Annotated in this window: 16 protein-coding genes; 12 read left to right on the forward strand and 4 right to left on the reverse strand. The window is 37.9% G+C overall.

The genetic code is table 11. The features are described from left to right. Positions 1 to 2 precede the first annotated feature (2 nt). The 8 genes from D1953_RS11300 (at position 3) to D1953_RS11335 (ending at position 6,503) form a co-directional block, all read left to right on the forward strand. Positions 3 to 428, forward strand: coding sequence for a Na(+)/H(+) antiporter subunit B (locus D1953_RS11300; RefSeq protein WP_119117291.1), 426 nt, complete (start codon positions 3 to 5; stop codon positions 426 to 428). Positions 429 to 430: 2 nt separating this feature from the next. Next, positions 431 to 769 (forward strand): Na(+)/H(+) antiporter subunit C, encoded by a 339-nt coding sequence (locus D1953_RS11305; protein ID WP_119117292.1) that lies wholly within the window; start codon positions 431 to 433, stop codon positions 767 to 769. Beyond that, positions 762 to 2,252 carry a Na+/H+ antiporter subunit D gene (locus tag D1953_RS11310; protein WP_119117293.1) on the forward strand — a complete coding sequence of 497 codons (1,491 nt, stop codon included), beginning with the start codon at positions 762 to 764 and terminating at the stop codon, positions 2,250 to 2,252. Before D1953_RS11305 ends, D1953_RS11310 begins: the two co-directional genes overlap by 8 nt. Before the next feature lie 43 nt (positions 2,253 to 2,295). Beyond that, positions 2,296 to 2,784, forward strand: coding sequence for a Na+/H+ antiporter subunit E (locus D1953_RS11315; RefSeq protein ID WP_182480582.1), 489 nt, complete (start codon positions 2,296 to 2,298; stop codon positions 2,782 to 2,784). After that, positions 2,772 to 3,056 (forward strand): Na(+)/H(+) antiporter subunit F1, encoded by a 285-nt coding sequence (locus tag D1953_RS11320; protein WP_119117294.1) that lies wholly within the window; start codon positions 2,772 to 2,774, stop codon positions 3,054 to 3,056. Before D1953_RS11315 ends, D1953_RS11320 begins: the two co-directional genes overlap by 13 nt. Beyond that, positions 3,034 to 3,387, forward strand: a complete 354-nt coding sequence (gene mnhG / locus D1953_RS11325; protein ID WP_119117295.1) for a monovalent cation/H(+) antiporter subunit G — start codon at positions 3,034 to 3,036, stop codon at positions 3,385 to 3,387. Before D1953_RS11320 ends, mnhG begins: the two co-directional genes overlap by 23 nt. A 259-nt stretch (positions 3,388 to 3,646) precedes the next feature. Continuing rightward, on the forward strand, positions 3,647 to 4,426 hold the full coding sequence (locus tag D1953_RS11330) for an N-acetylmuramoyl-L-alanine amidase (RefSeq protein WP_119117296.1): 780 nt from the start codon (positions 3,647 to 3,649) through the stop codon (positions 4,424 to 4,426). Positions 4,427 to 4,676: 250 nt separating this feature from the next. Beyond that, positions 4,677 to 6,503 (forward strand): polynucleotide kinase, encoded by a 1,827-nt coding sequence (locus D1953_RS11335; protein WP_245980053.1) that lies wholly within the window; start codon positions 4,677 to 4,679, stop codon positions 6,501 to 6,503. 64 nt (positions 6,504 to 6,567) lie between these two features. On the opposite strand, the gene D1953_RS11340 is transcribed toward D1953_RS11335, so the two are convergent. Genes D1953_RS11340 through D1953_RS11350 form a run of 3 tightly spaced genes read right to left on the reverse strand, consistent with a single transcriptional unit; the run spans position 6,568 to position 9,462 of the window. After that, entirely contained in the window at positions 6,568 to 7,392 is an 825-nt protein-coding gene (locus D1953_RS11340) for an ABC transporter ATP-binding protein (RefSeq protein WP_119117390.1), read from the reverse strand. Positions 7,393 to 7,405: 13 nt separating this feature from the next. Then, positions 7,406 to 8,461: a FecCD family ABC transporter permease gene (locus D1953_RS11345; RefSeq protein ID WP_119117298.1), complete on the reverse strand. Its 1,056-nt coding sequence runs from the start codon at positions 8,459 to 8,461 to the stop codon at positions 7,406 to 7,408. Beyond that, positions 8,461 to 9,462 (reverse strand): FecCD family ABC transporter permease, encoded by a 1,002-nt coding sequence (locus tag D1953_RS11350; RefSeq protein WP_119117299.1) that lies wholly within the window; start codon positions 9,460 to 9,462, stop codon positions 8,461 to 8,463. The genes D1953_RS11345 and D1953_RS11350 overlap by 1 nt, the downstream gene beginning before the upstream one ends. A 249-nt stretch (positions 9,463 to 9,711) precedes the next feature. On the opposite strand from D1953_RS11350, the gene D1953_RS11355 reads away from it, so the two are divergent. The 3 genes from D1953_RS11355 (at position 9,712) to D1953_RS11365 (ending at position 11,706) form a co-directional block, all read left to right on the forward strand. Next, positions 9,712 to 10,704, forward strand: coding sequence for an ABC transporter substrate-binding protein (locus D1953_RS11355; RefSeq protein WP_119117300.1), 993 nt, complete (start codon positions 9,712 to 9,714; stop codon positions 10,702 to 10,704). A 280-nt stretch (positions 10,705 to 10,984) separates the two neighbouring features. Further along, positions 10,985 to 11,398: a YkvA family protein gene (locus tag D1953_RS11360; RefSeq protein ID WP_245980056.1), complete on the forward strand. Its 414-nt coding sequence runs from the start codon at positions 10,985 to 10,987 to the stop codon at positions 11,396 to 11,398. 128 nt (positions 11,399 to 11,526) lie between these two features. Then, positions 11,527 to 11,706 (forward strand): H-type small acid-soluble spore protein, encoded by a 180-nt coding sequence (locus D1953_RS11365; protein ID WP_119117301.1) that lies wholly within the window; start codon positions 11,527 to 11,529, stop codon positions 11,704 to 11,706. Between the two features lie 265 nt (positions 11,707 to 11,971). On the opposite strand, the gene D1953_RS11370 is transcribed toward D1953_RS11365, so the two are convergent. Further along, positions 11,972 to 12,187 (reverse strand): DUF1450 domain-containing protein, encoded by a 216-nt coding sequence (locus D1953_RS11370; protein ID WP_119117302.1) that lies wholly within the window; start codon positions 12,185 to 12,187, stop codon positions 11,972 to 11,974. Positions 12,188 to 12,419: 232 nt separating this feature from the next. On the opposite strand from D1953_RS11370, the gene hppD reads away from it, so the two are divergent. Continuing rightward, the gene (hppD, locus tag D1953_RS11375) at positions 12,420 to 13,538 is read left to right on the forward strand and encodes a 4-hydroxyphenylpyruvate dioxygenase (protein WP_119117303.1); all 1,119 of its coding nucleotides are present in this window, start codon (positions 12,420 to 12,422) and stop codon (positions 13,536 to 13,538) included. Positions 13,539 to 13,556: the final 18 nt, after the last annotated feature.

Below are 13,556 nucleotides of genomic sequence, written 5' to 3' on the forward strand. Positions count from 1 at the left end.
GCATGAAGAAGCCTAATGACATTATTTTGCATGCTGTCACAAAAGTGGCTGTACCGATTATCCTTGCCTTCTCGTTTCATCTTTTTTTCTCGGGACATCATAATCCGGGTGGAGGATTTATCGGCGGGCTAGCGATTGCCTCCGCATTGACGCTTTTATTTCTTGCTTTTGATATTGAAACGGTGCGTGCCAATATTGGTGTAGATTTTAAAGTAGTTGCAGCAATTGGCGTTTTGCTTGCGGTACTAACGGGAGTAGGGTCATTTTTTTTCGATGCTTCATTTTTAAGTCATACATTTGATTATTTCAATCTTCCTATCTTTGGGAAGACAGAGCTTGCAACGGCTGTTCTTTTTGATGTAGGGGTTGCGTTAGCGGTTATTGGAACGTCTGTTACGACTATTTTAAGCATAAGTGAGGATCGATAAAGATGGAAACGTTAATGTCTTTCCTTGTTGGGATATTGTTTATGATTGGCACATATTTAATTTTGGCTAAAGGCTTATTAAGAATCATATTAGGAACTTCTATTATCAGTCATGCAGTCCATCTGCTCATTTTGACAATGGGAGGACTCAAGACAGGGGGACCTCCGTTATTGGGGTTGAAAAATACATCCTATACGGATGCCCTGCCACAGGCCCTTATTTTAACAGCGATTGTGATTAACTTTGCTGTAACAGCTTTGTTTTTAGTGCTAAGCTATCGCGCTTATAAACTTGTGGGTACTGATGATATGGGTCAAATGAGGGGTAATGCAGATGAATAATATTGTGATTTTGCCAATTATTATCCCATTAATAATGGGGATGATATTGGTAATATTCAGGAAAAGCATTCAATTTCAACGGTGGATGAGCCTTATTGCCATTGCAGCTGTTGGGAGTACATCAATTTATTTGATGACTCAAATTAAAGGGCATGGTATGCAAACGCTGCAATTGGGCGGCTGGCAGGCTCCTTTTGGAGTGAGCATGGTAGCGGACATGTTTGCTGTATTACTGCTTGCTACAACGAGTTTTGTTGCTCTTTGTTGTTTAATATATGCGTTCGGTTCGATTGGAAGGGAGAGGGAATCCTACTATTTTTACCCGATGTTCTTGTTCCTTCTTACAGGTATTAATGGGTCATTTTTGACAGGGGATATATTTAATTTATTCGTCTGTTTTGAGGTGATGTTAATTTCTTCTTATGTCCTTTTATCTTTAGGAGGAACGAAGATACAGCTCCGAGAGTCTATTAAATATGTTCTTGTGAATATCATCTCTTCTTTTCTCTTTTTACTTGCCGTTGCTTATTTATATGCGATGACAGGCACGTTGAATTTAGCTCATTTATCTGTACGTATAGCAGAGGTTGGGCAAGATGGCTTGATGACTACCGTTGCTATTTTATTTTTAATCGTATTCAGCCTGAAGGCAGCGCTATTCTTATTCTTTTGGCTGCCGGGTTCTTACAGTGCTCCCCCAACAGCGGTTGCAGCGGTTTTTGCGGCATTGCTCACAAAGGTCGGGATGTATGCAATCTTTCGAATGTTTACGCTCGTATTTTATCATGAACCTCAAGTTACTCATTTAATCATTGGGATACTAGGGGGATTGACGATGGTGCTTGGTGCATTTGGAGCAATCGCTTATTGGGATATTAAAAAAATATTAGCGTATAACGTAATTGTCGGAGTTGGCCTGATTATGTCTGGCTTGGCTGCTTTTACATCAACGGCGATTACTGGCTCCATATACTATCTTATCCATGACATCATTATTAAAGCCCTCATCTTCCTTCTAGGGGGGACGATGATTCATTTAACAGGTACAAGTAATTTGAAAGACATGAGCGGATTAATTCGTACACATCCCTATGTAGGATGGATGTTCTTTATCGCCGCTCTATCACTAGCAGGTATACCGCCGTTGAGTGGTTTTATCGGTAAAGTACTGATTACAAAAGGAACGTTTGAGGCGAGCTATTTTTGGTTAGGTGGCATAGGTCTGTTAACAAGCTTGCTAGTTTTGTATTCAGTTATGAAGATTTTTATGAACGGTTTTTGGGGGGAAACGCTTTTAAGTGAGGATATGGAGAAGGGAACTACAAAAGGATTAATGTTCCCTATGGGATGTCTCCTTGCTGCTACTGTTGCATTAGGCTTTGGTGCAGAGGGAATTCATGAATATGTGAGTATGGCAGCAGAAGGCTTATTACGTCCTGAACTATATATTGAAGCTGTATTAGGAAGAAATCCGATGCCTTAGAGTTTTACTTTAGTATGATATATGAGTGAAAGGGGGGAGTTCATTGTCCATCCAAGTATTAATTAATTTATTTCTTGCTGCCTTGTGGATGTTTCTTCAGGATGAATTAAGCGTATTGACTTTCTTCAGCGGCTATTTAATCGGGGCAATTGTTCTATGGATTTTACGTCACTTTTTTGCCAAACCTTTTTATCTTAGTAGCTTTGTAGCTGTATTCAAATTGTTCCTTGTCTTTATTTACGAATTGATTACATCAAGCCTCCTTGTTATGCGGCAAGTGATACGGCCAAAGATCAATATTACACCCGGAATTATTACGCTAAAAACAGATTTAGAAGGAGAGTTGGAAATAACTTTACTTGCTCTGCTCTTAACATTGACTCCTGGTTCTGTCGTTTTGGAAGTATCTCAAGATGGGAAGGTCTTTTATATTCATGCGATGGACATTCCCGAATCAAGTGGTGCAGTTTATCGATCACAACATAAATTTGAAAAGGCCATTAAGGGGGTAACACGCAAATGGTGGAATTAGTTTTGATGAGTTCGTTGTTTTTGTTAATCCTCTCTATTTTACTTACTCTTTATCGGGTTATTAAGGGACCTTCGATGCCTGATAGAGTGCAGGCATTGGACGCAATTGGTATTAATTTACTTGCTGGAGTAGCAATCTTTGCTGTCCTGCTTAGAACATCAGCTTTTTTAGAAATCATTCTGTTAATCGGCATTCTTTCGTTTATTGGAACAGTGGCCTTTGCTAGGTTTATTGAAAGAGGTGTAGTCATTGAACGTAAGCCTGTCGATTGAAGTGATAGCCGTTATTTTGATTTTTATCGGAACAGTGTTCGCTTTCCTAAGTGCAATTGGATTAATTCGACTGCCAGATGTGTACACGCGTTCCCATGCAGCATCAAAAAGTGCAACGCTTGGTGTACTTTGTGTCTTATTTGGGACGTTGCTTTATTTCTGGATTACACAGGGTGTCTTTAGTGTCCGTTTACTTCTTGGAATCTTCTTCGTATTTCTAACGGCTCCTGTTGCAGCTCATGTGATTTGTCGCGCTGCTTATCGTTCTAATGTAGAATTGGCTGAAGAAAGTGTGCAAGATGATTTGAAAAAAGTGATGCAAGAAGAATAGAAAATGAAGGGAGAGGAGAATCCCTTCATTTTTTTATGAACTTATTTAAAAAAAGATCAATATAAGCGGAACATTTTGATGCTAGGGCTGCTCCTTGGATTTTTGTTGATACTTTTATTTTACGGAATTTTTAGATAGCCTCATGGTTATGTATAGTTCTCTATATTTTTACAGATTTATCAATGATGCGGAATAAGGTTTCCAGAAACCCAGTCAAATATAGTGAAATAAACATAAGGTATAAATGAGGTGATTTCAAATGGTAAAAGTGTATCTTGATCCAGGTCATGGCGGTTCCGATCCAGGAGCAGTAGGAAATGGATTGCAAGAGAAAAACTTGACGTTAGATATTGCTAAAAGAGTTCGCGATGGGTTATTGAATAAATATGAAAATGTTTCCGTTAGAATGAGTAGAACGACAGACAAGGCAGTTTCTTTAGGAGCACGGGCTGATGACGCTAATCGTTGGGGAGCTGATCTATTCATCGCAATTCATATTAATTCCGGTGGTGGAACGGGATTTGAGGATTATATCCATCCGAATGCCAGCCAAAAAACAGTCCGTTATCGAGATGCTTTTCATAAGGAATTTATAAAGCATGTGAGTTTACGAAATCGAGGCAGAAAAACGGCTAACTTTCAGGTGCTGCGAGACACACAGATGCCAGCTATTTTGACAGAGAATGGTTTTATTGACCGTACTAATGATGCGAACAAGTTAAAGAAGTCCAGCTTTCTAGATGACCTTGCTCTTGGTCATATTGAAGGAATTGCAAAAAGCTTGAATCTTAAACCGAAAAGCAATAAAAACAGTGATGAAAAAGAAAACGAGAAAGATAATTCGACATTTCTCATCCGTGTCATCACACCGGATCTGTACTATTATAATAAGCCTGATTGGAATGCAAAGGTGGGCAAAGTACAGAAAGGAGAGGTTTTTACCGTTGTTGACATATTAACCGTTAATGGGTCTAAGATGTACAAGCTAAAGAGTGGAAATTATATAACAGCTTACCCAGGATATGTGGAAATCATCTAATCGTATGATGTTTGATAACTAAATTCGTAGATAAATGTCTATAAGTAGTAGATTAACTTGATAGATGGTTGGTGCAAAGTGCAGATGACAGATTGGTTCATGATAAAATAAAAAAACATCAGGCGTTCACTGATGTTTTTTTATGTTTAACTGGGCTGTAACAATAACAGCACTAAAAATAGATACGATGATTCATTTTTCTTCACTATGTTATAATGACTTTTATTACCTTTTTAAAAGGAGTGTTCCGATGCAATTTTTCTTACATCATGTTCAACATCAACTCGCCTATATGATTGATAGTAATCATGGCTGGAAAATCGCTCGTTGGCTAGATGGAAAAAATGTGACGTTACAATATGGCGATGAACAGGTAGCTCAAGAGTTTGAAGAGTACGAAGCAGAATATGGAGCAGAGCAGGCAGAAGTACTGAAACAGAATTTGAAGGAATTTTTGCTGAAGGCTCCTTCACACTATGTGTTTACCAAAAATGGTGTCCCAACATTAGTTTGTACTCATGCCGGGATTAAAGATGAATATATCGGGAAGCAATCTCGTGACATTAGTGATTTTTGTCGTTATGGAGATACAGATGGATTGGATGAAAAGGGGAAACCAAAGAGGAAGGATTGGTTTGTCCACCATCAAACAAGTACACTCATTGTTTGGGGACATGATCCAAAACCGCAGCCGCTGCTTATTAATAATACTATTAATATTGACCAAGGTGTTGTTTTTGGAGGAAAGCTAACCGCATTTCGTTATCCGGAAAAGGAATTTGTATCGGTTAAAGCTGCTAAAGATTATGCGCAGTCTCCAGATAATCCGCTCGTAGAATGGGAAGCAAGCCGATTGAATCCACCGAACATTGGTAAATTTATTAATGGATATTCAGTATTAACGGAACAATTAGGAGAAGTACGCATTCAGCAAGGAATTGTCAAACCGGCGATTGACGCAATTTCACATGATACGATTCCGATTGAGCAATTAATCTATATTCCTCCAACAATGAGTCCAACTCCAAGCGCATCTGTTTTAGATGATTTTCTAGAGCATCCGAAAGAAGCTATTGACTATTATCGAAAGCAAGGAATAACAACAATGGTTGCTGAGAAAAAGCATATGGGAAGTCGAGCTGTTCTCTTTTTATTCAAAAATGAAGCAGCAGCGGAAAAACATACGGGATTTCAAACATTGGGGACTATCTATACAAGAAGAGGCAGACGTTTCTTTGATGCTGCTACCGAGAATCAGATTGTTCGAAGGTTGAATCAAGATTTACAGTCTTATTTCGATAAATATAATACAGAATTTGTTCTATTAGATGCGGAAATTATGCCGTGGAATTTAAAAGCACGTGAACTAATTAGCAATCAATATGCTCATGTTGCCGAAATTGCCGTATTGGACCGAGCAACATTGAAAGAGAAGTTAGAAGCTGTTGCTGGAACAAATGAAGAGCTAAAGGCATGGCTTCAAGAGTATGAAGTAAAACTAGACCATGCAAAAACGTTTAAAGAAGTGTTTCAGAAATATTGTTGGGATGTTGACGGGGTAAGTAAGATTCAAATTGCTCCATTTCATGTGTTAGCTCATAGCAGTCAGACCTTCTTCAATCAACCGCATACTTGGCATATGGGAATGAATCGAGAATTGGCTGAGCTTTCTACTATATTCCTTGAAACGGAATATAAAATTATTAGAGATGAAGCAAGTGAAGCAGAAATCATTCAATGGTGGGAAGAGATGACGAGTGATGGACATGAGGGGATTGTGATTAAACCGGAATTCTTTATTGCCGAGAATCGGGGGCAATTGCTTCAACCGGCGATTAAAGTAAGAGGTCGAAAATACTTGAATATTATTTATGGTATGGACTATTCATTTCCTAACAATCTTGAAAGATTGAAGAGCAGAAATACAGGAAAAAAACAAAAATTAGCATTAAAAGAGTTTGCACTAGGAGTTGAAGGGATACAAAGATTTGTTACTGGGGAATCGCTCGAAAGGGTACATGAATGTGTACTTGCAACATTAGCAATGAAGTCGGACCCTGTTGACTCAAGATTATAAAAAGAAGCACTGAACTTTGATTCAGTGCTTCTTTTAGTAAGCGAGCCAAAGACAGCCTTTTGCATTATAAGGCATTTACATATGCTATCTTATTTCCAACACGACGACCTTTCCCATAAGGAATACATAGGGGAGTGCCAAAGAGAGGATCTTGTGCGATTTGGCATTCCATGTCAAAGACGTTTTTGACAAGATCAGGACTGATAATCTGTTCTGGTTTTCCTTGGGCAAAGACGGTTTGATTACGAATAGCTACGATATGATGAGCGTAGCGACAAGCCAGATTTAAATCGTGTAAGACCATGATGATAGTTCGCTGCTCTTTTTCATTAAGTTCAAATAGTAAGTCTAGAATTTCAATTTGATGTGTTAAATCGAGGTAAGTCGTCGGTTCATCTAATAGAATGACTTCTGTATCTTGTGCTAATGTCATGGCAATCCATGCTCGTTGTCTTTGGCCACCAGAAAGTTCATCTACTTGTTTGTCTTTAAACTCACTCATACCTGTAGCCTGTAGCGCGTTCATTACTTTTTCTTCATCTTCTTCGGACCATTGCTTCAGCCAATTCTGATACGGATAACGTCCTTGTTTGACAAGCTGCAAAACGGTTAATCCTTCAGGAGCTGTTGGAGACTGGGGTAAAATGGATAATTTCTTTGCTATTTCTTTTGTCGGCAGTTTCGCTATGGCTGCCCCTTCTAGAAGAACCGCACCGTTAGTTGGTTTTAATAAGCGAGCCATAGAACGTAATAAAGTCGATTTACCACAACCATTTCCACCAATAAAAACAGTGATTTCCCCCTTTGGGATGCTTAAATCTAATTCGTGAATAATGGTAGCCCCACCGTAACCTAATGTTAAGGCTTGTGTACGAATGGCTTCTTTCATTGTAAAAACTCCTTTATCTTTTTTTGGTTCTAAATAGTAAATAAATAAAATACGGTGCACCAATGGCCGCCGTAAAAACGCCTGCTGGTACTTCAATCGGTGAAAATAATGTTCTTCCGAGAAGGTCAGCTAACATGACGAGCAATCCTCCGATTAAGGCTGAAGTCGGTAAAAGGACTCCAAAAGAAGAACCAACTAAACGCCGTGCGATATGAGGGGCCATTAACCCGATAAAGCCAATTCCGCCAGCGAAAGCAACAGCGCCAGCTACTAAACAAGTACTAATGAGTAATAATAGCAATCTGTTTTTTTGTACAGCGTTGCCGACACCTGCAGCTAATTCTTCCCCTAACTCTTGGATATTTACATCGCGGGAATAGATAAAGGCAATCAGCAAGAAGAGAGCTGTCCAAGGGAGAATCATCCATACTTGTTCCCATGTAGCTTTACTTACACTTCCAGTCGTCCAAATGCTTGCTTCACTAGCACGGTAAATCGGTCCAAGTATCATAAGTAAAGTCATCATTGCATGCATAAGAGCTGAAATACCGATACCAATTAATACAAGTCGTACAGGAGTTACTCCGTTTCGCCAAGCTAACGAGTAAACGGTAAGTCCTACTAGTATTGCCCCTAAGAAGGCAGCAAGAGGCAGCCACTGAATACTGACTGTTAAAGAATGATTTTTGTCACTAAAGATGGATAAAAATCCAACTACGGCTGCACCGGCACCTGCTGTAATTCCAATAATGTCAGGTGATGCCAAAGGATTTTTAATCATTCCTTGAAGCATCCCGCCTGCTGCGGCTAATGCCATTCCAGCAACTAAGGCAATGATGATGCGCGGTAAGCGAAAGTTTAAGACTACTAATCTTTCCATATCTGTTCCGCCGCCAGTAAACACGTGAAGGACGGTTAACGGATTAATCGCCATTCCGCCGAGTCCGGCGCTAATAATGAATACTAATGCAGTCAAAATAAATAAAATACCTATTTTCTTACCTGCCTTTTTATCGAATAAAAAGGAAACTTTTCCATCGAAAGCTCGAAATCCTCGATAGTTACTCATTAGTTTCTGAACCCCTTTCTTGCGATGTAAACAAAGGATGGAGTCCCGATAAAGGCTGTTATAACACCTACTGGTACTTCTCTTGGCATAATGATATATCGTGCTCCAATATCAGCTGCCAATAGAAGAATACCTCCAAGTAGTCCAGCAAAAGGAATCAACCAGCGATGATCCGTTCCGATAAGTTTTCTTGCGACATGCGGGATGACAATGCCGATAAAGCCGATTGGTCCTGCGACCGCAACGGAGCCCCCTGCTAGTAAAATAACAATTACAACAACCACGATTTTGACAATACCTAGTTTAAGACCTAATCCTTTTGCTACATCATCGCCCATCGCTAATACATTCATTTTCGGTGCAATCATGATAGCCGCTATCCACCCAATTAATAGATAGGGGAGAACAGCAATCAATAATTCTAGCTTTCTTCCTTGGACAGAACCAGCTAACCAAAACAGCACTTGCTCCAATTCTGCTTCATTGGCTGTAAGGATACCTTGTGTAAAAGAAGCAAATAAAGCGGCCATAGCTGCACCTGCGAGAGTGATTTTCAGCGGTGTTAGTCCATCATGTCCAGCAGAGCTAATTACATAAACAGCAATGGCTGCAAATCCAGCACCAAGAAAAGAAATCCAAGTAAATGCTTGCAAGCTTGCTGTATGCATAAAGGTAACTGCCAATACAACGGCCAATCCCGCTCCAGCATTAATACCTAAAATATCGGGTGAGGCTAATGGATTTTTCGTTAACGTTTGCATCAATACCCCTGTCATAGCAAGTGAGGCGCCCACTGCAGCAGCAATTAAAGCTCTTGGCAAGCGAACATTTTGAATAATAAGATGTTCGTTTGAATTGTTAAATTGTGTAAATGCTTCATATGCAGTATGAATGGATGTGTTTGTGTAACCGAAAACAATGCTCATACCGATACAAACTAGAAATAGTAGAAGTGCCACAATTATGCCAAATAGTTTTGTAGAGTTTTTAATCAGTATCATATCTTTCCCATTCTTTTCATTTTTTTTGTGTCTATGTTAAACAATATTGTTAATTAAATGATCTTTGGGCAAAATGAGCTGAAAACCAACGATGTCGTCTAACAAGGTAGTTGTTTAAAATCAAAATATTCAAATTTTGATTGACAGTAGTTGCTCCTTGTTTTAGTATTAGTGAGGAACCGGGATGATAACGATTATCAATATCATCGACGTTAATATTTTACCATATACATAGGAGGAAGAAAAGAGATGAATAAAACAATTCAGCGATTATTATCTATGTTTGCTGTACTAGCTGTTTTCGTTTTAGCCGCATGTGGCAACACGAAAGATGAAGGAACAGAGCAAGCGGATAATAAAGAGAAGAAAGAAACAAGCTATACAGTTGAACATGCAATGGGAACAGCAGAAATTAAAGGAAATCCAGAGCGTATCGTTGTGTTAACAAATGAAGGAACGGAAGCTCTTTTAGCTTTAGGAATCAAACCGGTCGGTGCTGTACAATCATGGTTAGGTGATCCTTGGTACGATCATATTAAAGATGATATGAAAGATGTTGAAGTAGTCGGTGTAGAAAGTGAAGTAAACTTAGAGAAAATTGCGGCTTTAAAACCTGATTTAATTATTGGAAATAAGCTTCGCCAAGAAGCTGTATATGATAAATTAAGTCAAATTGCTCCTACTATTTTTTCTGAAACATTAAGAGGAGATTGGAAAGAAAACTTCTCATTATATGCGAAAGCTGTGAATCAAGAGGAAAAAGGAAAAGAAGTTTTACAACAATATGATGATAAAGTAGCTTCTCTTAAAGAAAAACTGGGTGATAAAACGAATCAAGAAGTATCTGTTGTTCGTTTCATGGCTGGAGTGACTCGTATTTACTACACAGACTCATTTTCAGGTGTGATTTTTAATGAGTTAGGATTTAAACGTACAGAGCAGCAAACAGAGATGTTTAAGGCTGATAGTAAATTAGGTAATTTAGCTATTGAAGTAGGGAAAGAAATGATTCCTAAAATGGATGCAGACGTTCTATTTTACTTCACGTATGCACCAGAAGGCGATCCAAATGCTGTAGCGACAGAAGAAGAATGGACAAATGATCCGCTTTGGAAGAAATTATCTGTTGTTCAAGAGGGGAAAACGTATAAAGTAGATGATGCTATTTGGAATACAGCTGGTGGTGTATTAGCAGCAAATATTATGTTAGATGATATCGAGAAAATTTTCTCGGAAAAATAAAATTTAGTACATGTTATGAAAGTCGTGCCCTGTAGTGGTACGGCTTTTTTGAGGTTAAAATAGCAGTAATGTCATAAAGTTTTACTGATTTAAGGCGTAATAGTTCAAGAAATAATGGGGGAAACTCTGTACAAGTACTGTGCAAGGTTTCCTGTTCTTATTGTGGATTTGCGGTCCTAATGCCAACCGTTTTAATATTAAATAAATTTGTAGATTATCCAATATAGGATTAAGATATGGATAAGAACATATTCAGAGGTTCACAAAGGAGGGGCTCATTATGACCAATCATGTTGACGAACAAGAAGTCATCAATCAGATGCAAAGATCGGAGAAACACTATTCGGATGATAAGTTTTGGGATAAATTAAAGAAGTTCGGCAAAAAAGCCGGGGCGTCCGTTGTTTATGCTGTCTTACTTTTGTATTACACGTTACAAAAGCCTGAAGTTCCGAAAAAAGCAAAAGCGGTCATTATTGGTGCGTTAGGATATTTTATTCTTCCAGTAGATTTACTGCCAGATATGATGTTAGGAATCGGATTTACAGACGATTTAGGGGCATTAGGTGTGGCGCTATTTCAAGTAGCGATGTATATCGATGATGAGATTAAGGGTAAGGCGAAAACCAAGCTTGCAGACTGGTTTGGCCAAGATGTAGATACCGCTGATATTGATGAGAAAATAGGAAGATAAAGAGTACCAGATAAGTTCGAAATGATTTGGAGCTTATCTGGTACTTTTGTTTGTTCAAAGATTCACCGCATAAAATTTGTTTTCTTGCAAATACTATAATGACTATTAATGATAGGGGGAAAAAGAGAATGGATGCCAATCGTGTAAAGCAAATACTCTCTTCTTCAGCAGATATCGAAGTCCAGTATAATGGAGTATCTGTGTGGATTCATAAATTGCATGAAGATGGAAAGACGGCTACTGTTGAATTAAGAGGGCCTTTAGAAGAACAATCCGAAGTAGATATTTCTGAGCTTCAGGAATTTTAATATCAAAACAACCACTCTAAATTTAGAGTGGTTGTTTTGATTTATGCTCAGTATATTTTTTACTTACAACATTTAATCCTTCGTTAAGAATTAACTTTTGATAATTAGTGAAAGATTGAAAGAGTTTATATAAAGAGTAAGATTTATATTTTAATTTATGTGATATTAATTCAATGATTTTCAGTTATCCTTATTGCGTGTCATAATTTTTTTGAAAATTTATCAAAAAACTTTTCGACAAAGTTCATCAATTATCTTCAGTTTTCTACTTTGCTTCTATCTTTTCTAAGAGTTCTTCATATTTTTCTATCGCTTCAGGTGTTTGGTTAATGACTGCAAAACTTTCTGTCATACATTGTCCACAATTGCCTAGACAGTAATCTTCTTCAATCGTTATTTTTGGGTTTTTTTCCGCCATTTCCTTGATTTCATAGGATCCATTGATATAGTTTGATGTGCAAAATTTTACTATACATACCATAATTTTTTCTCCCCTTTTTAGCTGATTGGAGGTAATTATATTCGGAAAAATATGTAAATGCAAACGTATACATCAAAGTAAAAACGCTTTAATACGGTAATGCTTTGTTGGTTTTTGGTTTTAACGGAAGTTTTTGCATAATAATATTTTTGGTTTTATAATGGCAATGTTGTTACAAAATTCCAATGATTTTTAAACAATTAAACTAGTAAAAACAAAGGGAGGATACATTATGAAAAAACAAACTGGGTTAGAAAAGAATGTACTAGAAAAGGAATTTTTCGCTATAAAGGATATCGATTATATTGAGTTTTACGTTGGCAACGCTAAACAGACAACTTTCTATTTATGCAACGGATATGGTTTTCGTCCCCTTGCTTATTCAGGATTAGAAACAGGTCAAAGAGACAAAGTTTCTTATGTTCTTCAACAAAAAAACATCCGTTTTGTTGTAACTGGTGCTCTTCAGTCGGATCATCCAATTGCTGAGTTTGTAAAACTACATGGTGATGGTGTAAAAGATGTCGCTTTACGTGTAGATGATGTTGAAGGCGCTTACAAAGAAGCGGTTTCACGCGGTGGTATTCCAATCATGGAACCTCAAGTGTTGGAAGATGAAAACGGATCAGTTAAAAAAGCAATTATCGGAACATACGGTGATACTATTCACACACTGATTGAAAGAAATGATTATAAGGGTGAATTTTTACCAGGATATCAAAAAGCAGATTTTGATTTTCCTGTTGCTGAAACAGGATTAATTGGAGTGGACCATATTGTTGGGAATGTAGAGCATATGGAAGAATGGGTTTCCTACTATGAAAAGGTAATGGGCTTTAAACAAATGATTCACTTTGATGATGAAGACATCAGCACTGAATACTCTGCCCTTATGTCAAAGGTTATGCATAATGGTGGAAGAATTAAATTCCCTATTAACGAGCCGGCGAATAGTAAACGTAAGTCTCAAATCGAGGAATATCTTGATTATTATAACGGAGCAGGGGTCCAACATGTTGCCGTACTAACGAATGATATCGTTACAACGGTAAATGCATTAAAGGCCAACGGGGTGGAATTTCTTGATACTCCTGACAGCTACTACGATATGCTGACAGAACGAGTAGGCGAAATTGATGAAAGTATTGAGAAATTACGTGAGTTAAAAATCCTTGTAGACCGTGATGATGAAGGATACCTATTGCAAATTTTCACAAAACCAATTATGGATCGTCCAACTTTATTTTTTGAAATCATTCAGAGAAAAGGATCTCGAGGTTTTGGAGAAGGAAACTTTAAAGCATTATTCGAATCTATCGAAAGAGAACAAGAACGCAGAGGGAATTTGTAAAATTTTATTATGAACTAA

It is taken from the genome of Peribacillus asahii (assembly GCF_003570725.1).
Classification (GTDB): Bacteria; Bacillota; Bacilli; order Bacillales; family DSM-1321; genus Peribacillus; species Peribacillus asahii.